Origin of the sequence: Paenilisteria portnoyi (assembly GCF_014322795.1) — a bacterium.
Classification (GTDB): Bacteria; Bacillota; Bacilli; order Lactobacillales; family Listeriaceae; genus Listeria_A; species Listeria_A portnoyi.
Window position 1 is genome coordinate 205,708 of record NZ_JAASTT010000001.1, and the last position, 20,733, is coordinate 226,440.

General features: G+C 39.2%; 30 protein-coding genes. 1 reads left to right on the plus strand and 29 read right to left on the minus strand.

Translation table 11 applies throughout. The features are described 5' to 3' along the window. Positions 1–9 precede the first annotated feature (9 nt). Positions 10–1,113 carry an XkdF-like putative serine protease domain-containing protein gene (locus HCJ66_RS01030; protein ID WP_187131473.1) on the minus strand — a complete coding sequence of 368 codons (1,104 nt, stop codon included), beginning with the start codon at positions 1,111–1,113 and terminating at the stop codon, positions 10–12. A 196-nt stretch (positions 1,114–1,309) separates the two neighbouring features. Between HCJ66_RS01030 and HCJ66_RS01035 the strand changes: the two genes are divergently transcribed. Further along, positions 1,310–1,966 carry a hypothetical protein gene (locus HCJ66_RS01035; protein ID WP_187131474.1) on the plus strand — a complete coding sequence of 219 codons (657 nt, stop codon included), beginning with the start codon at positions 1,310–1,312 and terminating at the stop codon, positions 1,964–1,966. Between the two features lie 15 nt (positions 1,967–1,981). Here HCJ66_RS01035 and HCJ66_RS01040 read toward each other — a convergent pair whose 3' ends face one another. From HCJ66_RS01040 to HCJ66_RS01175, 28 genes are all read right to left on the minus strand, one after another. Next, a complete protein-coding gene (locus HCJ66_RS01040; RefSeq protein WP_187131475.1) occupies positions 1,982–2,290 on the minus strand; it encodes a hypothetical protein in 309 nt (102 codons plus the stop codon). After that, positions 2,287–4,035 carry a phage minor head protein gene (locus tag HCJ66_RS01045; RefSeq protein ID WP_187131476.1) on the minus strand — a complete coding sequence of 583 codons (1,749 nt, stop codon included), beginning with the start codon at positions 4,033–4,035 and terminating at the stop codon, positions 2,287–2,289. Before HCJ66_RS01045 ends, HCJ66_RS01040 begins: the two co-directional genes overlap by 4 nt. After that, positions 4,022–5,596, minus strand: coding sequence for a phage portal protein (locus tag HCJ66_RS01050; RefSeq protein ID WP_343068937.1), 1,575 nt, complete (start codon positions 5,594–5,596; stop codon positions 4,022–4,024). The genes HCJ66_RS01045 and HCJ66_RS01050 overlap by 14 nt, the downstream gene beginning before the upstream one ends. Beyond that, positions 5,589–6,947 (minus strand): PBSX family phage terminase large subunit, encoded by a 1,359-nt coding sequence (locus tag HCJ66_RS01055; protein WP_187131477.1) that lies wholly within the window; start codon positions 6,945–6,947, stop codon positions 5,589–5,591. Before HCJ66_RS01055 ends, HCJ66_RS01050 begins: the two co-directional genes overlap by 8 nt. Further along, a complete protein-coding gene (gene terS, locus HCJ66_RS01060; RefSeq protein ID WP_187131478.1) occupies positions 6,947–7,738 on the minus strand; it encodes a phage terminase small subunit in 792 nt (263 codons plus the stop codon). Before terS ends, HCJ66_RS01055 begins: the two co-directional genes overlap by 1 nt. Positions 7,739–7,978: 240 nt before the next feature. Continuing rightward, positions 7,979–8,548, minus strand: coding sequence for a sigma-70 family RNA polymerase sigma factor (locus tag HCJ66_RS01065; protein ID WP_187131479.1), 570 nt, complete (start codon positions 8,546–8,548; stop codon positions 7,979–7,981). Between the two features lie 124 nt (positions 8,549–8,672). Continuing rightward, entirely contained in the window at positions 8,673–9,461 is a 789-nt protein-coding gene (locus HCJ66_RS01070) for a hypothetical protein (protein WP_187131480.1), read from the minus strand. Then, positions 9,461–9,658 (minus strand): XtrA/YqaO family protein, encoded by a 198-nt coding sequence (locus HCJ66_RS01075; protein WP_187131481.1) that lies wholly within the window; start codon positions 9,656–9,658, stop codon positions 9,461–9,463. Before HCJ66_RS01075 ends, HCJ66_RS01070 begins: the two co-directional genes overlap by 1 nt. A gap of 33 nt (positions 9,659–9,691) precedes the next feature. Next, complete coding sequence (locus HCJ66_RS01080) at positions 9,692–10,378, minus strand: putative HNHc nuclease (protein ID WP_187131482.1); 687 nt, start codon at positions 10,376–10,378, stop codon at positions 9,692–9,694. Positions 10,379–10,394: 16 nt separating this feature from the next. Beyond that, complete coding sequence (locus tag HCJ66_RS01085) at positions 10,395–10,565, minus strand: hypothetical protein (protein ID WP_187131483.1); 171 nt, start codon at positions 10,563–10,565, stop codon at positions 10,395–10,397. An 11-nt stretch (positions 10,566–10,576) separates the two neighbouring features. Next, positions 10,577–10,792: a hypothetical protein gene (locus tag HCJ66_RS01090; protein WP_187131484.1), complete on the minus strand. Its 216-nt coding sequence runs from the start codon at positions 10,790–10,792 to the stop codon at positions 10,577–10,579. A 9-nt stretch (positions 10,793–10,801) separates the two neighbouring features. After that, the gene (locus HCJ66_RS01095; RefSeq protein WP_187131485.1) at positions 10,802–11,182 is read right to left on the minus strand and encodes a DUF2481 family protein; all 381 of its coding nucleotides are present in this window, start codon (positions 11,180–11,182) and stop codon (positions 10,802–10,804) included. A gap of 24 nt (positions 11,183–11,206) precedes the next feature. Next, on the minus strand, positions 11,207–12,016 hold the full coding sequence (locus HCJ66_RS01100) for a DNA adenine methylase (protein WP_187131486.1): 810 nt from the start codon (positions 12,014–12,016) through the stop codon (positions 11,207–11,209). 14 nt (positions 12,017–12,030) lie between these two features. Beyond that, positions 12,031–12,585 (minus strand): dUTP diphosphatase, encoded by a 555-nt coding sequence (locus HCJ66_RS01105; protein WP_187131487.1) that lies wholly within the window; start codon positions 12,583–12,585, stop codon positions 12,031–12,033. Continuing rightward, the gene (locus HCJ66_RS01110; protein ID WP_187131488.1) at positions 12,551–12,907 is read right to left on the minus strand and encodes a hypothetical protein; all 357 of its coding nucleotides are present in this window, start codon (positions 12,905–12,907) and stop codon (positions 12,551–12,553) included. The genes HCJ66_RS01105 and HCJ66_RS01110 overlap by 35 nt, the downstream gene beginning before the upstream one ends. Then, positions 12,907–13,140, minus strand: a complete 234-nt coding sequence (locus HCJ66_RS01115; RefSeq protein WP_187131489.1) for a DUF7736 domain-containing protein — start codon at positions 13,138–13,140, stop codon at positions 12,907–12,909. The genes HCJ66_RS01110 and HCJ66_RS01115 overlap by 1 nt, the downstream gene beginning before the upstream one ends. Continuing rightward, entirely contained in the window at positions 13,127–13,432 is a 306-nt protein-coding gene (locus HCJ66_RS01120) for a hypothetical protein (protein ID WP_187131490.1), read from the minus strand. The genes HCJ66_RS01115 and HCJ66_RS01120 overlap by 14 nt, the downstream gene beginning before the upstream one ends. Positions 13,433–13,434: 2 nt before the next feature. Further along, positions 13,435–13,755, minus strand: coding sequence for a hypothetical protein (locus tag HCJ66_RS01125; protein WP_187131491.1), 321 nt, complete (start codon positions 13,753–13,755; stop codon positions 13,435–13,437). Then, the gene (locus HCJ66_RS01130; protein WP_187131492.1) at positions 13,749–14,150 is read right to left on the minus strand and encodes a hypothetical protein; all 402 of its coding nucleotides are present in this window, start codon (positions 14,148–14,150) and stop codon (positions 13,749–13,751) included. The genes HCJ66_RS01125 and HCJ66_RS01130 overlap by 7 nt, the downstream gene beginning before the upstream one ends. Next, complete coding sequence (locus tag HCJ66_RS01135) at positions 14,147–14,467, minus strand: hypothetical protein (protein WP_187131493.1); 321 nt, start codon at positions 14,465–14,467, stop codon at positions 14,147–14,149. The genes HCJ66_RS01130 and HCJ66_RS01135 overlap by 4 nt, the downstream gene beginning before the upstream one ends. Then, a complete protein-coding gene (locus tag HCJ66_RS01140; protein ID WP_187131494.1) occupies positions 14,464–15,009 on the minus strand; it encodes a DUF1642 domain-containing protein in 546 nt (181 codons plus the stop codon). Before HCJ66_RS01140 ends, HCJ66_RS01135 begins: the two co-directional genes overlap by 4 nt. A 79-nt stretch (positions 15,010–15,088) precedes the next feature. Next, entirely contained in the window at positions 15,089–15,688 is a 600-nt protein-coding gene (locus HCJ66_RS01145) for a hypothetical protein (protein WP_187131495.1), read from the minus strand. A gap of 60 nt (positions 15,689–15,748) precedes the next feature. Then, positions 15,749–17,569 (minus strand): DNA cytosine methyltransferase, encoded by a 1,821-nt coding sequence (locus tag HCJ66_RS01150; RefSeq protein ID WP_187131496.1) that lies wholly within the window; start codon positions 17,567–17,569, stop codon positions 15,749–15,751. Between the two features lie 68 nt (positions 17,570–17,637). Then, positions 17,638–17,883, minus strand: coding sequence for a hypothetical protein (locus tag HCJ66_RS01155; RefSeq protein WP_187131497.1), 246 nt, complete (start codon positions 17,881–17,883; stop codon positions 17,638–17,640). Then, positions 17,880–18,716, minus strand: coding sequence for a DnaD domain-containing protein (locus HCJ66_RS01160; RefSeq protein ID WP_187131498.1), 837 nt, complete (start codon positions 18,714–18,716; stop codon positions 17,880–17,882). Before HCJ66_RS01160 ends, HCJ66_RS01155 begins: the two co-directional genes overlap by 4 nt. Before the next feature lie 4 nt (positions 18,717–18,720). After that, entirely contained in the window at positions 18,721–19,413 is a 693-nt protein-coding gene (locus tag HCJ66_RS01165) for an MBL fold metallo-hydrolase (RefSeq protein WP_187131499.1), read from the minus strand. Next, on the minus strand, positions 19,410–20,561 hold the full coding sequence (locus tag HCJ66_RS01170; protein ID WP_187131500.1) for a hypothetical protein: 1,152 nt from the start codon (positions 20,559–20,561) through the stop codon (positions 19,410–19,412). Before HCJ66_RS01170 ends, HCJ66_RS01165 begins: the two co-directional genes overlap by 4 nt. Continuing rightward, positions 20,561–20,731, minus strand: coding sequence for a hypothetical protein (locus HCJ66_RS01175; RefSeq protein ID WP_187131501.1), 171 nt, complete (start codon positions 20,729–20,731; stop codon positions 20,561–20,563). The genes HCJ66_RS01170 and HCJ66_RS01175 overlap by 1 nt, the downstream gene beginning before the upstream one ends. Between the last annotated feature and the right edge of the window lie 2 nt (positions 20,732–20,733).

The window sequence follows — 20,733 nt, forward strand, 5'->3', positions numbered from 1 at the left end:
ATCTCCTTCTTAAAGCAGGCCGTCCCAGACGGAAGCTTCTTTTTCAATTTTAGTGTTATCAATATCCCCCAGATTAGAGCCAGCACGTGATTTTTCAACTGTTTCAAGTCGTTCATTCAAAGGTTTAACAGCATCATCAATAGCTGATTTGATAATTTCGGCAAAATCATCTTTCTTAATATCAGTTTTTGCCTCGGCATCTTTTTTCTTCTTTTTCTCTGCATCAGAGAGTTCATCATCATTTTTCTCAGCTTTCTCCAAAGAATCGAGGCGCTCATTAATTGGTGCCACTGATTCGTTTACTGCTGATTTAATGATACTTTCTAGTTCTTCTTTCTTCATATCAATCTCATCTCCTTCTTTTTCAAATGCTTTCAGTGTATACTCCAATCCGCCGCCTTGAATTTCTTTAATGATTGTTGTGAAATCGTCAATTGCATCGTAGACTCTAGTGAAATTAACGCTATCATAACCTTTGGCATTCCAAATTTCATCGCAAAATGAATCAATTGCTGCACCAACGTTTTTAGAGGGTAATCGCTTATCATAATTGTCCTTGACAGTGCCCTTGGTAAAGAAATTTTTCACCAAATTAAAAAAGCCTTGCGCTTCATCAGAAGGTTCGGCTTTTGCTAAGGGTTCTTCTATCGCTTCGGCATGTCCAGCCATGGAGTAGCCAGTAATCTCACCTTTTTGAATACTTTCCCAGATGGCATCGGATGCTTTTGTCGCTAAGACCCAGCTACCTTTTGTAACGATTTGATCACCAATTGCAAAATCGGATGGCGCAATGTAGCTTTCAACAACTTCCCCAACTCCCGATTCAAAATTATGTTGCTGATCAATATTGCGAGCATCTTTCAGAAACTGATGCGCGGCCTTTTCGATTTCCTCTGCTTTCATGAAATCTCCATGCGCATCTTTAACATCAGGCTCATATACAAGCCCATACACCAATTGTTTAGCTTCATCTGCTTTATTGATAAACAGACTCACTTGTTTTTGGATATTTGGTTGATCTGCTGATTTGGTTAAAAAGAATTGCTTTTTATTAGCAGCCTTATCAACATAAGATACATGACTAATGTTTGCGTTAATTAACTCTCTTCCCATTTCTATATTCACCTCCTTATTGCTCTCATGTATAGGTGGCAACTATGCGGCAAGATTTTATAATTTATTTATATTATTTGGCTATAACTCATCGATTAGCCAGCAAAATGGTGTTTTTATAGTCCTTTTAACTCTACATACTTCCAAAAAATTATGGTAAAATGAGTCTTATAAATCAAAAAAGGAGTGCAAATCTATGTACGACAAAATAGTTGAAGAATATGATCGAATTGCAAATCTAAATAATATTATCAGCAGTGTGCCTCAGCAAAAAAAAGCTTACAATCGGCTTGTGGGGACATGGGCTGTGATATCGTTTGTTTCAATGCAAGTAGTAAATTTTTGTCTAGGCACATCTCTTATTTCTTATTTGATAGTATTTATGATATTTGTGTATATGTTATTTGTACATAATCAAGGCAGAAAAAAAAGGAAAATAATTTATAAATCGAAAGGTTGTACTACATACGAGCAATATAAGTTTGCAGTGTTAAATGAACTACTAGAAAAATATAATCTTCATGGTGATAAGGATATCAATGAAATAATTAGTGTCTCGGAGAAAATCATTTCGACCAATAGTAAAAATCTTTCTTGGATATATGTATTAATTGCTGCGCTTGCCCTACCTAGTTGGAATAGTTTTGTTCAAGATCAATTATTAAAAAATAATTATTTCGGTATAGCTATTATTACACCTATTGTCATTGTTATATGTTGCTTTTTGCGAGCTTTGTTTGAATTATTCCCACAAATGATTAGTACAGAGAGAAGCCGACAAAAATTTTTTTATAATCAACTAATTAAATATAAATATGAGGTTTTAGTTAGACAAAAACAAGAGCAATTATGAAAACTGCTCTTGTTTTTATGTTATCGTATCGGCTGGAGTTCCGGGTAAATACGGCCCATCGTACTCATCTTCTATAATGGAGTCGAATATCTCATTTCTAACAAAATAATATGCCGAAAGTGTATGTTCTAGCTCTTTGCCACGTGCAACAGGGCTGTACCCGTTGGCAATAGAAAGACTCCATTTTGTTTTAAGCTTTGTTGAGTGGTCTAAATAGATCAATTTTAGCAAGGATTCATCTCCTGAAATAAATTGTCCATTTTTCCACTCTAACTCATACTCCGAGCCGTTCACCAAACCCTTGATTTTAAAATATCCCTTCATAATCTTGCTAACACCCCCAATATGAAATGCAAGTATTCCTTATCCTTGTAAATATCATAACTTAAACTATACAAACCTTCAATTCCCATTGAAAACAGTTCGTATGCCCGTCCATCATAATCTTTACCCATGTATTTTCGTATGAAATTGTCAACACGAGTTTGTTCTTTTTTATTATATCCTGGTCCCATATGCACCAACGGTTCGTTAAGGGTTCGACGAGTATAGAACTGCTTTTCAGCCTCTAAAAGTCCGGGAATAATATACTCAAAACGGTGTCCCATCTCATGAAGCGCAGTACCAAAAGTATTATGTTTAGCATTAAGTGCAATTGTTGCTTTCTGATTATCATGCATATAATAGCCTCGTCTTACATTTTTCACGAGTAACGAGCCTGCTTTATTTGATTTAGTAACCCAGTCATCAGGAAAGAGAAAAGAAACGCCTGATATCTCTCTTGAAAGTTTAACTTGGGAGCCTATAGCGAAATTCTGCATGCGGACAGTGTCAAATGAGCGTATTTCAGACAGAATATTAGCCGTAGTCTCCGCCCTTCTATCAGCAAGTAGTTGCTTCATTTTTTGTAGATCCTGATATTTCTTCTCATATTCACTACTGTCCGCAATATCATTCGTCAAAAGCTTGCTTTTCACATCCTCAAATTCCTTCTCGATTCTCTGGAATTCCTTCGTAACAGCTTTAATACGTGTGTCCACTTCTTTTTGAACAACAGCACCTGTTTCAAGCAACTCAACCTCACTCACAACAGCTTTACCAACATTCTCTTTCAATTTGTCCAAAGATGAAGCAATAGGAGTTGTTTTTTTATCCATTTCACCCAGTACTTCGGCACGTGCTTTTTCTTTATCCTCTTTGGACCACCCTAGGATATCCTCGTTTACATCAGGCCCCATGGTGCATTGACAGTTTATTCGTTCTTTTGGTGAAAGTGATGGATCTCGAGGGAACATGGCCAACTCGCCACTATCTGGAATCATAAAGGGTTGATCAACATCGACGACCGTTCCGCTAAGCTCTATATGGTTTGATCTGGGTGCGATTCCTTTCCCCCCAGAGTGTTTCCATTTCTTCCCCTCGACACTGGGCGACTGTTCAAAAGCCTCTTGCAGTGCAACGCTTGAAGCAGTTAATACCTCTGTGATTGCTGTAGTTCGCGCTCTATTACGATTAAAAGCCGGCAAATCTTTGAGCGCTAGCTCTACACTTTGAATCCCTTTACCGTCTTTGAGCGCATTGAACAAGACGGATTCTACTTGGTCCTTGGAATGAATGTCCATAATTTTTGCTAACTCGTCCGACCATTCCTGAATCCAAGTCATTGAACGACCAGATAGGCGATTAAAAGATACATCTTTGTCTAGCGTCTCCATAATCGTCCCAGAAATGTCAGATGTTGTTGCTTCTAAGAATTTAGAGGCTTCCATAGACATATTTTCACGGAACTCATCACCTTTAAATAAATCATTCGAGTAGTACCTCATCAGTTCTTCAACTGTGAGATCAGATTCAGCTTTTTTTACGGCCTTTTTCATAGCATTAATATAATAAGCCATTTGTTCTCGAAGTAGCCTAGAAATGACCTTCTCGAAGCTCTCAACGAACTGTGGTATTTTATCCATTCCGACCTCATCAAGTAAATTTGGGTCAAAGTCTGCCTTACTAATCGTATCAACGTAGGCATCAATTCGCTTGATGATTGCTACAACCTTATCATATCTTTCCATGATCCCTCAACTCCATTAGCAAGTCTCTCATGTCTTTCATAATTAATGATTGCTCATCATATTCGAAACTCTTTTGTATATTGCTAAGTGAATTTGGATCACTAGGCGCCTGATTATTCGCCTGCATCTCAGCTAATAGCAACTGAATAGGCTTATTTAACTCCTCTGGTACATCATCTACCTTTTTCCCTAGCAGCTTACTTAGCAACGGCCGAATATCGTTAGGTAGTACGGCGCCAGCACTATTGAATGGATATAAAGCTGGAGCAATAGAGGTAATATCGGTCAAATCAGGACTCTTAAGTTCTAATTTAGCCTCGTGAATACCTAGCGGTTCAAGGAAGGCCGCATTAAGTGTTCTAGCAAAAGCACGACGCTCTGGCTGGAATACTTGTTCCTCAGTAATTTTCTTAGCAGTCTCAGCAGTAGCCTTATTGTATTCATCAGCCTCTCCAGTATAAAGCGGCGGTAGCCTAAACGCTGAACGCATCTTTTTGCGATGTGATTCGTCGTATTCAAGGAACAAGGCATCTTTTTGCAACATATCGGCTAAGGATTTGATTTCAACTTTGACATCAGTTGTCTCAATCTCGCCCTTTTGATTCTCAACCTCATCGCCTTTAACTTCAAGAAGGAGAAATTGATGAGCATTCTCAGTACCGGAAACATTATTCATGTATTCCTGAATGCTGTTATACGACTCATCATCTAGCTCCCCATTGGTCACTGTGATAGCAGCTGGAACATGTCGGCCGTTTTTAAAGTACAGCAAATTCAGTTCTTCGGCCTTTCTGGCTCCATATAGACCAACAATATTCCCAATCCACCGCGGTTTTCCATATGTTCCAGAACCGATTTTGAAATGGAGGAGCTCTGTGGCTTGTGATTCTGGCTCAACGGACTCGCTATACTCACCCGTTTTATAATCCATAATCCTAGGATCGCCATATTCTTTAAACCATATTTTTTTATCATCAATAATTTGTAAATAGCGCCGAAATCTTTTCTTTCTCTTTATCTCGGTTTCGTTCCCTTCTGCATCAATAATCTGGTATGTTACTTCAACAGGGTTCGTCTTTTTGCATACTCGAATGAATTGGGCAGCGGCGAACTCGAACCCATCAGGCATATTTTTACCATTCCGCAACACTTCTATATAGCCATTTCCAGTTCGTTCTCGATCTTCTAAAACATGTTGAAGAATAGCCTCCGTACCTTCATCCATGTTGGCATATTTAATAAAATTTGATAGGCTTTTCTGCTCGTTTTCACTTTTCAACTTGATGTCCTCAGTCACATCATCCCCATTTAAATCGATTCGTGATTTCCCCTCGATGCCAAAACCGATAATATTTGTTTTGTATGCATCAATGCACTGCTGGAGAATTGTTGAATACTCGGGTATTTTGGATAGCTCATCCAAGTTATACGGTGGATTAATTACGCTGTCTACCTCCGTAAATGAACCTGCTAATTTATCTTCTGCATTTATTTGATTTGTTGAGCCATTCCCAGCTCCATCTTTTGCTTTAAATACTTGTGCAGTTACTTTTTTACCCACGTTTGCGTCTCTCCTTCCGTCTTTCCTTGCGTTTTTTAATGGATTTATCCGTCTCTTCTTTGATATCTGGTACATCGTAACCATCAAGGCCATACCACATTGCCGAAAATGTATGTGGGTCAATATTGAACTCATCCTCAATGATTTCGCCTAACTTGTCCTTAGCAAATGTAAGGTCTTTTAGCTCGTAAATCGTGTTTTCACAGGCATCCGATACAATTATTTGCCTGAATCGCTTGATTTTCTTGGTATTTTGAAGCCGTGAACCTGGGAACTTCAAGGCTTCAATCATGTTAAAACCTTGTTTTCTAAAGTACGCAATTGTTTTTGGTTCAGCACTATCAGCTATTATCAGCTCTTGTGATTGCTTGAAGCTTTCTAAGTCAACGGCAGTTTCTGGATCAGTCATGCCGTTTTTGTAGTACTCCCAATGGACATAAAGGATAAGCTTTTCAGGATCTATAACCATCCGTAAAACCGCATTCTTGGATTCTACGAAACCAAAGTCCATTCCAGCCCTTGCCATTGGCTTATTGATAGCATTAATAGCCTTCATAACCTCTTTGTGACTTTTAACTACTAGCTGCGGCAGTACGCGGATACCATTGACACCGAAACGACCTTTTCGAGCGATTCGGTACATGTCCAGGTCGTAGAGTTTCATTTCATCCAGCTGAGTAATGTATGATTTTGGAGCATAGTAATTGTCATCAACGGTTGAATGGTGATAATAGGTATCTTCTGTCTTGATGATGCGCTTCTTGTATAATTCTTGATCATCCATGATTAGACGTTTATTTTGTTCATCTTTGAAAAAGTGCTTATAGGACCAGTTATCTTTGCCAACGGGATTGGTACTTAACAAAATATGGAGCGATAAAGTGGGGTGCCGTAATCGACCTAACAGCTCTTTAAATCCTGTATACTTGACCTCGCTACACTCTTCCAACCATACAATCGATATGCCATTTATTGATTTCAGCTTAGCCGGCTTGTCCATACCTTTGAAAATAATACGACTGCCGTTTGAAAAACGTATCTGCATGGGTGATTGCATCGCTTTGACCAATCCGCGACCCTCGAGATCCATTAATTCGATAAGTTCTTCAAATAATGAGAAAGTGGAATCTCTGTGAGTGTCGTATACTTCACGGATTACCAGCATTTTGCGCTTTTCTTCTAATCCTTTTAGTAGCAACTTAAATGCGGTGTGGTAGCTCTTGGATGAGCCATAACCACCCACTAAGAAATAATTTTTTCGGGACCAGTCGAACACATAATCTTCAAAATGGGGATTTGTAGTGAACTGAATGGGGCCTAGTTCTTCTTCATCTTGATCTAGAGCATACATTAGCTATCACCCGCCCTTTTAACGATAATGGTCGTCGGTGCTGGTGTTTTATTGGGTTCTAATAGTTTATTTACTTCGGCACGCTCTTTAGCAACTTTAGCTTGAATAAGCTCCAATTTAGATTTTCTTTCTTCATCTGGATCAGATATTTCGATATACTGCTTGATTAATGACCTCAATTCAGACATCGCCCGACTTTGGGCATTTAAAAAGGTGGCTTGTCTATCCCAAGCGAATTGGAAATCGAACTCTTCTTTTGCAACATAGGAGCTATAGCCGGTGCTAGCTGTACCTCTAATATCATACTGGACTTCTTTCAACTCTCTTATCATTTCGTCCTTATCTGTGACTAACATGATTTTTTGAGCTCTGATTATTGCTGCATATTTTATTTGTATCATGTCCCATAAGATATCTTGAGGGGCGGCATCATTAAATGCATCCATGATTTCAATCGCCTCATCTGGGATATACTTGGCGAATAATCCATGCTTAACAGCGTTCTGATTACCAGTTTTGCTCGCGCCCTTGCCCTTGGCGTTAGTATTACCAGCCTGTCCACCGCGTTTCTTTGGTTCGGAACGTTCCGTATTACGTTCGGAGCGTTCCATTGATTTTTTTGGAGGGATACCGAAGAGGCGCTCCTCCCACTTGTCTTTATTTTTCCAACCTCGAACTGTTCCGTCTCCGATTCCTAATTTAGCAGCAATCGTGTTCAGCTCGATTTTTCCATTGTGTTCCTTGTAAATTTCATATGCCTTATCTCGATTTGGACTCCTAGGCTTCGGCACAGTGTACCCCTCCTTTCGTTCGTTTTGAGGTTCTGTAGATAAATTTTGGGGCTGTTCCTACTTTTTGGGGCGGTTATTTTTATGCGAGGCTATGAGCAACAGGACTAGTATAGATAGCCATAACCACCAGTATTTAACAAATAGTTCACCTTCCGTCAAATGAATCAAGTCACTTAGAAAGCTTGTCATCACAACACTCACTCCTGTTCTCAATAGTAGGTGGCAACTGTGCGGCAAAGCTCAAATAGCCATACAGTATAAATTCTTGTCAAGTCGTTCTTGAATTTTTTTCTTCGCCCTATCCGCATAGGAACGAACGGAACGTACGCTTATTTCCATTTTGTCGGCTACCTGGTTCCATGATAGGTTTTCTTCATACCTTAACAAGATTGCTTTTTTCTCTTGCTCTGACAGAGTTGACATGGCATCTTCCATCTTTATACGGTCCCATTCAGCTATTTCAACACTTTCATCCACCATTTCATAAGCAAGTCCGTGGGTTTGGATAAACCATTTACGCATGACTTCCACATCTTCAATCTTAATTTCTCGCTGTTCCATGGATCGGCGTTCTATTGGGCGTCTTAGTCCGGGTTCATATCCTTTTTCAATCCATTCCAACGCGTACTGCGTACTATCAATAATGCTATTTAGCTTGGATTTAATAGCATCCTCTGGAATAGCATTTCTTTTTCTCTTTTGTCCATGCTCTAGAGGAGGGGTTTTTAGATCGATTATTTTTTGCAATTTTGCCAAACACTTTCGAGCTGCTTTTAAATCAGCCTGGTATTCTGGTATTAAATCTTTCACTTTTTTCAGCTCCTCTATTGTTTTTAGACAAACAAAAAGAGGACACCAATTAAGAGCTTTCGCTCAAAACTAGTGTCCTCTGGTGGTCCAGTGGGACTTATTTATTTTTTAATAGCATCTTTCTTTAATATAAAAAAGCATAGAATAATACAATAGCTAGCAGGGGAATATACTTCACCCACTTACTTCTTATACGCTTCATTTTATTAATTTGTTCGTACTCAACAGAAGTAGTTAAATTCGAATAACTCTTAAAACTATACGCTCTAGACATAGATAGTAAGTATACAACCGACCATTCTTTTAAATAAATATCTTTGAAATTAATTTTTAAGCGCAAGATCGGCATAATCGGTTTTAATTCACCCTCATATCCTAGCTCTCCCACAAAATTATGGTTTACAATTGCTATAAAATAGGATGGAAGATATATCTTTTCACTTGAATTAGCTGCAATTGAACTTCCAGTTTTAACATATGAATTCGCAAAGTAAGTTTTTGAATAAGATTGTTCTTTCTCACTTATTCTGTGGAACTCAACAATTTTTCCTAAGAATTCATCATCACAGATTTTTACAAACCTTGCATCCGGAGTGTTTTTAGGTTTATTCGATTTCAAAAAATACTCTTGCAATTCATCTTCATTTTCAATTCTAAAAGAGTATCTAATATCCACAGCGGACTCTTTCCCAATATTTTTTAACTCTAGGGTAGAATTTGAAAATTTTTTATCCAGTTCTTCATTTGTATCCCAATCATAAATAACATTATGAATATTTGCTGAAAAAGTTTTTAGTTCTGGAATTAGTATTGGTGTGGTCGATTTTTTATTTGACCACACCTGATAGATAATCGCAAAAAATGATAATAATGCGGCTAAAGCTGCTGATACACCACTTAAGGCATCCCACATTAAAACTGTTCCCCCTCATCCCATTTCACCCGTTTTACCTTGTTATCATGAGTAGTCACTATTGCTTCACCGTGCGCTGGTAATTCGGCAATACGAGCCTTTCCCTCTGAGATAAGAAGTATCTGGGGTGATTTATTATCGACACTGATCTCAATAGTTAATTTATCGGGATCTACGTCACAATCTCTTAATCTCATTTTACCACCCTTTCAGAAAGGAATCCATATTTTTCATTTAATTTTCAACTCCTTGATCCAATATGCATTTAACTTAACAAAGTCAACATGATGCTTTGCCTTGAAGCGTTCCCAGCCGATATTATGTACTTCCTGATGATATTCAGCTGATAGCGAGATAAAGCAAGAATCTAGATGGTCAATCTTTTTTCGGTTACGGCCCATGCCGACTAGGTTGGCTGCATGGTGTTTTTCAACGTTTTTACTGGTTCCGTCAATAGCGCATTTATTATGAATTAAGCAGCAGAATACCCAATGTTGGATGTTAAAGTCCTTGTACAGCTCTTTATTTTTCAACTTAACGCCATTTTCAATGCAGAAATTGATTAGAAACTCGATAAAATCTGTGGCATCGGACATAGTAGCATCAGCAACGGAAAATTCAGCCCGGCCGACTAAATCGCAAAACATGGATTTCATAGCTATTTTAGTGTCCTCGGCATCGATTTTCTTTTGTAATGATGTCACAGAGCCCATGTATTCTCTTGTAATTTCACCCATTAGCGCATGAATGATTTTATTTTGTGCTGGGGACTTTCCACGTCCATCATGCAGTGACACCTCAATGTCATTGCTTATCTTCTTCAATCTGTAATCTGGTATATACTCGTCAAATTCAACGATGAATAGCTGTTTTCCGTTCCGTTCTCGGACGTCTCGTATTCTCGCAAGTTCCGCCATCGCTTCTCCCTCCCTGTCAGCTTTCCCGGATGCACCGAGTTTCAAAATACAGCGCATCTATTTCGTCGTCTGTCATATCAACCAATTCCGTCAATTTGTAGTCAGTACAATGAGTTAAATCTGAAATATTGCGTCTTGTCTCAAACGAACGTTCGTCAAATTTTTTCATAACTTGATCATCAGTCACTTTAATCACCCCTACTTTTTAAATAACCCTTCTGCATGTAACTCGTCCAGAAGTTCTTGCTTGGTGCTATGAGCTAGATTGTAGTAATTTGGATTGTTTTTTTTCGTGCATTCATCGTGAACCAAAAACCTACCATCTTTACTACTAAAATCCATTGCCCAATCTTCTTCATATACTGGTTGATTACAGTAAAAACAACTTTCTTCAACAACTACACCACTCGGCATAAAATCACCTCACACGTAGTACTCATCACGTTCACGTTGGAATAATTCTTTATCAAAACCTTTGTTTGCTTTCACAGAGCCAATTTCCCTTGATAGAGTAGTACTTGACATATTGAAGAAATGGGCTAGTTCAGCATGGATAATACCTTTATTTCTCAAGTTTGTGTGATCCGCTTTTGTAAAATCCTTAATGTCTGTCCGATCACCCAAAACGCTTTTGATTGTGTCATGTACCCATTTTTTGCGTTTTCCAGCGGTTCTTTCGTCCATCAAGTCGTTTAATTGCTGTTGTAGCTTCTGTCTAGTGTACTTGCCGATACTATTGCCAGTGAGCTGTTTTAAGATTTCGTCTTGCATTTGTTTGTTTTCACTCATAAAAATTTCTGACATAATAATCTCCACCTATCTTGGAATTTAGTTTGTAGCGTTTTCAAATATCGTCATTTGACCGGTATATTGTGCGGCCGTCGGATTGATGTACAAGACCTCTTCTCGTTTTGCACCACTTTCCGCATTAACAACTTTATGTTCTTTAATCCAGTTTGGCAGCATCTTGTTGTAGAGCTCATTTTCATAGCTGGAAAGAATAACGTATCCCGAATGATCTCTTAGCACTTCTAAAAGATCAACATGATCATCATTACTCATCTCGTGAGCGTAGTGCCTTTTATTCGCCCTGGTTTCCATTGGATATGGTGGATCAGCGTAAATCAAAGCATTTGGGCTGTCATATCTTTGAATAAGTTTGCAAGCAGGCTGATTTTCAATCTGAGCATATTTCAATCTTTCGGCTATAGGCATGATGCGTGTTGATAAGGTGCTCCATTCATATGCCTTTGTGCCATTGACATTTATACTTGATCTCCAACCAGTCCGATCTGATGTCTTGGCCCCAATACTTTGCCAACAACGGACAAGGAAACGCCTGGCCCTCTCTACATCATCGCCTTCATCAATATATGACTTTTGGTGTTCTTCCCTTGATAATGGTGTGTAGTCAATCGCTTTACAAAGCTCCTCAGGCTTATTTCTTATTACTTCAAACAGATTTACAATGCGCGAGTCTAAGTCATTTACAGTTTCAATCCGGGATACTGGTTTGTTGAAAAAGATAGCTCCCGACCCAAAATAGGGTTCCAGATATACCTCATGCCTGGGCATATGATCAATAATCCATTTTGCCATACTCCATTTGCTCCCTGGGTAATTTAATATCCGTTTCATCCGCTCTCACCGTCCTAATATCCGTTTTTCTGACGTTCCTTGTTGATGTTCATTTTTTCAAAATAGGCAGTTTCAATTTGCTCTGTTGTGAAGTCGAAGCCAATCAGACCAATTGCGATGAATAGGTACCATGACATTTTGAAAGAGTACTCTGATTTTGTATATTTTAAAACAAACACTTGCCCATCATCTGCCTCGGTCATTCTGAGCAAATTATGTTTTAATTCTAGGTAGATACCATTCAAACCACCATCAAAACCAGATTCTCTCAATTCTTCAATTGCATCATAATAAATAGACATGAACCCTTCAAACTTTTTCTGATTGGCGATGGAAAGCATAAAATGCAACGCATCAATGTACTCTTCCAGTAATTTTGCTTGATTTATTTGCTTGTCTTTTTTCCAGACTTTGAACCATTGCGCTTCATTGGCAAACTCTGATAACTCAATATCTAGCGCAACAAGCGTATTACGAAGGCGTTCCTTTTGACTCCACTCTATACCGTGTGAAGTAATAACCTGCTGATCGAAATCATTTTGAGCTGCTAACATTTTGTCTAAATTCATTATCTTGTTCCTCCTTAGCTGAGATTACCAGCATTTTAGTTCCTTTTGTGCGGTGTGTACCGTTTTGAGCTGAGAAGGTCATTTCATATTTGCTTTGAGTCATGAAGCCACAACGATCAGCTGAGTCATCACAATGTAAATACCATTCCTCTGCTTTTTCCTGTTCGTGCAATAGTTCATTCCGTTCAATAGCAAGTCGTATTAATAAATCCAGATGGCCCTTATCAACTTTAATTTCTTGCTTATCCATTTTGTAACAGCCTGCAATCATTGCTAATTGGCGTTTTTCGCGCTCGTAACGAGATTCTTCATTCTGGTCCATTATTCATCCTCCTTGCAATCGGGACTGGGAGTATTTATGCTTTTACATATCTCTAAAAACTCTCCTCGAACAGCTGTGTGAAGCTCTTCCCAAAAAAGTTTATTAGCAAATTCATGTGTATAGGTTGATCTGCCTAATTTTTCATCTGCTAACTCTTGCACTAAACTAAAATCACATAATGTAAACCCTGTATACGCTGATATGACTGCCGCTTCTCTTTTAGTTAATGGCATTTTGCTCACCTGTTCCCCCTCGATCAATCCAGATTGATCGAAGTTTTTTCAAAGTCTCATTCATCTTTTCGAAATTTGGAACATCCTCCACCTGCAACGGTGTAACAACGCTATCACTTAACATAAAAACTTTCAGTGCAGAGAATTTAACATTTTCTAGCTGAGTCTTAGTATTTTTCACCTTGTTAAAGAATAGGCTCAGTTCACCTTTTTCATTTACCATGAGATAAAATGCGATTCGAGCCGGAAACTCATAGCCGACTTGTTTATACTCTTCTTTCGTTCTATCCATTTTCATTCCGCCTCTCCAATTGGAATCCATACACCTTTTTTAGTCGTAGTTGAATGTATAAAATCATGACTGCCATCGCTATAAACAGTAATCAGACCTTTTTCTTTCGGATAATAATTATCTTCTGATGACCACGGCTCTTCTGCTTTTGTCGTATACTGATAAACGATTTCTGCATTTTCACGCTCTGTGAGGAGTCTGTTTGAAATAGCAGCTAATATATGTTGATTATCTTCTTGTATCAACCTTCCGTTCACTAATCCGTTGATACAATCATCAATAAACAGCCTATCCTTCTCAATCTGATTCAAGTTCATCAGCATATGCACCTCTTTGTTGAAATATCGAACATGAATGATTCCATTTTCCGCTTGTTGAACTGGTACAGCTTGTTATATTTGTCTACTGGGCGGGATAATGACAGTGTATTTCCGATAAAGTCAATTGATAAATAGCCGTTGTTGTCCAATTTTTTATCGTAATATTCCCAGTAATCGCTTCCTGGACTATTTGCGTCTTGTGGAGATGGATTTGACCAGGATTCATTGGCTACCACGAGTATATAATCTAATAATTTATTGAAAACAGCGGGTGTGAAATGAAAATCTAGGTTTCTGCTTTCAATGTTTGGGCTCTCCAAATGGAATTCAACAGCCGATTTTCGATGGGCAACCTTTAAAACCAAACCATTTTTTGCATGAAATAACGTTTCCTTCATACCTCTAAACCACCTTTCATCACTAAATATGCACTTAGTCCAACTTTTTTTATTCCTTCGAGGTCATCACTATCAACTCTTACATTCCCAGACTCGAACCACCAGCCGTTTTCAATAAGCATTGTCCAACGATCTTCTTCGCTTAAATGCTCAGTGTTGTCTGCATATGGCGCGCGTGTCGGACGTAATGCAAGCCAATCAACATCACCGAGGGCATCCGTGCATTTTGCTAAAGCTTTTGCTTCACTAGGCTTATCGCAATATACGATGACCTTATAATCTTCACCTTTCGCACTCACTTCATATGCTTTCATCATTCGCTCACCTCAACCGGCACCGAAAATTGCCAGTAACGTTCATCAATTGCCTTTATTTCTGGCTTAGTGAATCGTGTTCCATTATCAGTATTTTGCCACGCTAATATTCCATCGTCGCTTTTAACAAGATAAGTAGGATATGCAAGGCTTGGGAACTCAACCATATACAACGGCTCCTTTTCGACCGTGTAGCCCTCAAGCCAAGCGCGTGCGAATAATTCGTCATTGCCATTTTTCGCTTGAATCCATTCGTATACTTCTTTTTCTAAAGGCTCTCTCGCTGTAAATAAATAGTCGAATAACTCGGTCAAGGACCACGTATTTTTATCTTTGTAGAGGTTTAAAAATTGACTGACGCACTGTGGCACGACTACTAACGCTGGTGCGGGGGCTAAGTTGTAGATATGAATCCAACGGTTATCACCGATTGTTCCTACGCGATACATTTCACCATCTTCATCTATCTCAAGAATTTTATTTGTTAACAACCTGCTTTCAGCAATCACCTGCACGCGATCACCAACTTTAAATTTTTGTGTCATTGTGAAACCTCCTCTTTATACTTCAATTTTTCGTAGGTTAATCCCCAGTTAGTAAAATACTGACGTGCTTCCTCAGTGGTCATTTGCCACCCACCTTGCCAAGCACCTGCTCCTCAATCATTTGTAAACCAATTAAATAGGCATAAAATACACAGTTAAGGCTTCTAACTTCTCGACTATAGCAATCCGCAAGTTCGTCATCCAGTTCGATTTTTGTTGATATCTCCTCAGCTCTGAGCCACGCTTCAAATGGCCCAAACTCGCCATAATAATTTTGAACTGACAGTTCTTGTTTGATTTCTTCTAGTTCTTCTTTATGCTCAGTGCTCTCATCACGAAAATGATCATCAATAAAACGCTTAGCACCACCTTCAAAATCATCGTAGTCATATTTTTTACGTTCCGAACACTCTAATTTTCCAGTGAAATAGCCTACATTGAGATTTTTAAAACTTCCCAACTCGGCTTTCCATGTCAGACCGTACACTGCTGATCCTATGTCACCGCTGATAAACAAATTACGGCCTTTGAAAATGTACTCCATGTTATATTGTGATTCATTGGGGTTGTGCCACTTAATTAGGGTCATTCCCTCTAGCTCGATTACTTTTGCTACATGGTCTTTAAACCAAATTTCACGAATATCTTTAATCATTTGTTCAAATTCTTTCTCCTTCATTCGTCTCATCCTTCCTTACAAGTAAATTCCAGCTGCTGCCGTTAATTAGCCCCTGCGGATCTAAGTCGATATATGGCTCACCTCGCCCAATGGTAAGCTATCTTGCACCGTCATATTCCCACGACATCGATCTGGCAAGTTGGCTTCAACAAGGGCCTTGGCTAATTGAGGTACTACTGCATTTCCGCATTTCGCTATCTGTTGCTTCTTGGTAATGTACTTGCCGTTAATATCACGATCAAAAATATATTGCTCTGGAAAACCTTGCCCAGGATATAGCTCACGGGATTGCAACATACGCATGTGGATGTCTGTAATGCGGTATTGCTCGCCTTTTATCGTTACTAAACCAAATCTATCTTTACCAACGATGGTGTGTATTGGTTCATCCACGCCTTGTCCTGTATCTGAACCATAATATTTCATCAAAAACGCTGAAACCAACTGCGATTTGCCGCCACCCTCTGGCATTATCGTTTTAAGTGGTTCGTCTACCTTGTGACCTGTCCTGGTGCCGAATTGGCGAGCGATAAACGCTGTGCATACCGCGTTGTGATCCACGCTGGTAATTGTGTGTAACGGCTCTTTCATTGACGTACCTGGTCCGTTATAATTTCCGCCATAATGCTTTACTAAAAACGCTGCGGCCATCCCAAATTTATTGCCACCGCTCGTAATCGTTCCGAGCGGATTATGAAGGCTGATTTGCCGTTTTCCTTCGCTATCGCCATAACCCATCTGAACTAGGATAGGACTGATTAAAAGATGCTCTGCCTTAGTTGTTATTGTCGTGAGCGGCGATAGCATCGAATAAGAGAGCTTGTCTTTACCAAAACCCGTTTGTCCAATTCTTGTGATTAGAGGACTAATCAAGGCATGATGGCCGCCAGTTGTAATCGTACTAATTGGCTCATCGACTGCCGTTCCAGGATGACCTGTCGTGTTAACCATCAATGTTGGCGCTACTGAATCGTCCAAAATATATGGTTTGGGATTTTCAATAACAAATTTTCGTATGCCTCGCGCGATCCGGCGCAGAGTATTTTCAGCAAGTGGCTTCTTCCTGTCAAAAATAGATTTGCCTAGGTCTGTCCAATCAATGATTTCTGAGGCAGTACGCCAAGGTTTCAGCTCGCCTCTTTGCACATCATCAAGCTTGGGGTTGCCGTGTGTCGGCGTTGGCCAAACTATTTCTTGTCCGTCTCTACGAGCTATTAGGAACAATCTTTTACGCTTGGTTGGCGCTCCATAATCGCAAGCAACAAGTTCTTTCGTCTCAACGACGTAACCCAAACCCTGCATGATTTTTCGTGCCTGTAATGATTCAGGGCTAACTTCGAGCGTTTCCAAACATTCCGCTAGTCCTTCGTCATCCTTTGTTACACCTTGAGAAAGGATGTTTACAAAAGAGTTAAATAACGAGCCTTTTTTCTCAGGATCAGGCACGAAATCACCTTTTTCGTTTTGCATCACTGGTCCCCAACCTTTAAATTCTTCCACGTTTTCCAGCATAATTACACGAGGTTTTACCGTAGCGGCCCATCTTATAGCAACCCAAGCCAGTCCTCTTATGCTTTTATCTACTGGCCTACCGCCCTTCGCCTTGCTGAAGTGTTTACAATCTGGGGACAGCCAACACAGATCGACTGAACGCCCTTTTGTCACTTTTTTCGGGTCAATATCGTATACACTCTCACAGTAGTGTTTCGTTTCCGGATGGTTCACTTCGTGCATCCGAATCGCTTCTGAATCATGGTTAATAGCAATATCAACCGGCTCGCCGATTGCCTGCTCTATACCTGTCGAGGTTCCGCCACCACCTGCAAAATTATCAACAATAAGTCCAAACCTCTGTTTTTTTGGTTTCCATTTCCGTGCCACAGAATCACCTCTATATGCTCTTTCAAGCAATTTATCAAGTGCATTATTTCTCTTGCTCTTAATCTAGATTAAAAATTATTGTGTTTGGCGCCTTGCGCACCTCCTCCACAACGATAAACATAATTCTTTAAAACCATAGATTCGACAACCACATTTTTATAACCGAGTTTTTCAGCCTTTAGTTTGGCTAAGTAACAAGCGTCCCCGAAAGATAGGCCGGATACTTCAAGCGTGATCTGCTTTCTCGCCTTTTTTTCGATTTTGCTCTTGCTGTCAATTTGTAACTTCACTAGGAATATTTTGATTTCCCTCATTTCCCCACGTCCTTATCTAGCCAGTTATACAAAGGAACGGCTCCTGGAGTCTTTTCAACCTTTTTTTCTGTTGGAACTCCTAAGTTGCTACTGTATCCCTGTGTCTCTGCCTTTTTACCTTGCTGTTCATAATCAATTGCTTGTTCCGCAGTTGCGATATTCTTATCTCTCCAATCACGTAAAACAGTCTCTACCGTGCGTAACCTGCGTTTATTTATCTTGACGGCAACTTTCATAGCCTCCACAACCAAATCATTATTGGACTCATCGATAAGCTCAGATAACAAATCTCTTTCAAACGGACTCAAGGTGTGATGGATATTTTGTTCGTAAAATTCAAAGGCATTGACGGATGCTATATTACTTTCTTTAAGAGAAGTAGAAGAAGAGATATTATTAACATTCTTGTTTGTGGTTATTGCTTGGTTATCGCTGGGTTGTTGCTGGGTTGGCTCTTGGTTATTTGCTGGGTTATTTACCGTTTCAACATCCTGATAAAGTGAGTAATTGCAAACGGTTATAAGCGTATATTGCTTGGTTGCTTCAATGGTTATAAACCCTAGTCGTTCTAGCTTGGTTAAAGTTGTCCGAATTTTCATTTCACTTACATCTTTGTCCTTGTTAAACCACTCTTCATACATTTTTCTGCGCGATGTTATCAGCTGTCCTCGTTTAAGAGAAACCTCAGTTCCTTTGTATCTGTCGTACCATATTCCGTCTGTATGATTAGCGTTTAAAATGATGTAAATAGCAATCAACTGCTGGATAGCTGTAAGACGTTGAAACGTATCGCTTTCTTGAATTTTCCTATAAAGTCTTACCCAGCCTTGCATATGATCACTCCTTTACGAATACTGGTACACCAGTTATTTCTTGAATCTCCTTTTTGAAGCGTTCAGGATCTCCGTTTTTCTCAGATATGTGCAATAAATGGACTTCTTTTAGCTTAGATAAGTCATTAGCTTTGATAAATTCTTTGACATTTTCTAACGAGAAATGAGAGTTTATAACACGATTCTTCCTAGTTGGATCCAGTTGATTCTCACACAAAACATCGAAACTGTAATTGCATTCGAGCATTAAGTGCGTAATCCCTTTAAATCTGTATTTTAAGTAATAAGTGTCCGTTGCAAATAATATTTTTTCTCCTGTTTGGCTGGCTAATAAAAATCCTAGTGGTTCGGCAGCATCGTGTTCCGTTTGAAACGGTAGCACTCGCCATGAACCTATCATTTTTGACTCTTTTGATGCTAAATGGTGTATTCGGTACCCTTTCAAATTTAAAGCTTCTAACGTGCCCTCTGAGGCGTATAAATCAACTGCCGTACTTTTAATAAAATCTTTCACGCCTTTTGTATGATCTCCATGTTCGTGTGTTATTAAAAGACCTGCCACACGGCTGAAATCAAACATCATTGCTTCTTTGACTAATTGAAACCTAATCCCGCATTCCAGCATTAGCTGGGAAATACCGTCGTCAACGATATAGGCATTTCCCGAGCTCCCGCTTGCTATTGTTGTAATTTTCATCGGAATGGATCAACACTCTTATCAATTACTTGTTCTGTAGAAGTTTCTTGCTGGTTGGCTGCATCTGGCGAGGCCGTTCCTATCGGAACTTCTTTTGCAACCTCTTTGGCAACGAGGTCGTTTTCAATAATTTTGCCTTCCGTAACAACAGGGTCATACTCAACGGATTCATATTCAACATCGATGATTTCTTGATTGGCATTGTCAACAATTTCTCTCCGAACCCGTTGATAACTATCATCTTGCTCAGAATATTGCAGCTGAACGAAAGCATTACCAAAATCTTTTGGGATTTTTTTCGTGATGTTATTCCGCATTTTTCGGATAATCATGCTTTCACGGCTTTGCGGGTCTTTCCAAGCGGGACTAATGTGCTCCTGCAATCCCGTGTCATCTAAAATTGCATCCAAATCTTTTCCTACAGCCTTGTTAATGATTTCTTGCTTTTTTTCATCGATTTCTTTCTTTTGTTTTGGAGTAGCATCAAATCTACTTTTTGCAATACCGAATGTTTCGTTCATCATGTTGTTTTTGATGTGAGCAATTAAATTTCTTACTACATCCGCTCTTTCAGCAATATGGTAGTCTACTGAGTCATTCTCACGCACAATTGGATAGACAACCTTTACCACTTTCCCCTGCCCTGTTGGAGACCATTTTGGCGGTGTCAGATCAATACCGTTAAACTCTGGATAAGAGAAGGTATCATTTTCACGCACTTCCCAGAACTGTTTCACTTCTTTTACATCCCGACCAAATCGCGATAAAATAGCATCATTTCCGTCGCCTTCAATACCCATTTCAATTTGTTTTTTCCAAATGGGCTTGCCGTCATCCCCTTTACGATTGGTATTCACGCTCCGTATTTGGAAATAGACTTCACGAGGGTTAGCGGCGGCATTGAGTTGTAGTGAAGCAATCGTTAACAAGTTTTGCGTCACATTACTTTGATCTAGCTGTTTATCGCTCCAAGATATATTTTTGGCATTTAGCACATTGTTAATCGCTGAAATTGCTGACATGACACACTGTTTGGAGTAATCATCCATTTTTATACCGTTGCCAACAAGTTGATTTTCAATCATTGGGGCGTAGGTATTACTAATTTTCGTTAATGCTGTTGAAAAGACTTTATTTTCTTCACTCATTATTTATCATCTACTTTCTTTAATTGATTTACTGGCATTGCAATCGGTTGATTTTTGAGAAAGATGACGCGCTCACCATCGACTCGATTACATTCTTCTGTCCGGCATTCATAAATATTTACATCGTTGTCTACATCGGTTCTGACTACTTTATTGCCTATTTTCAACATCC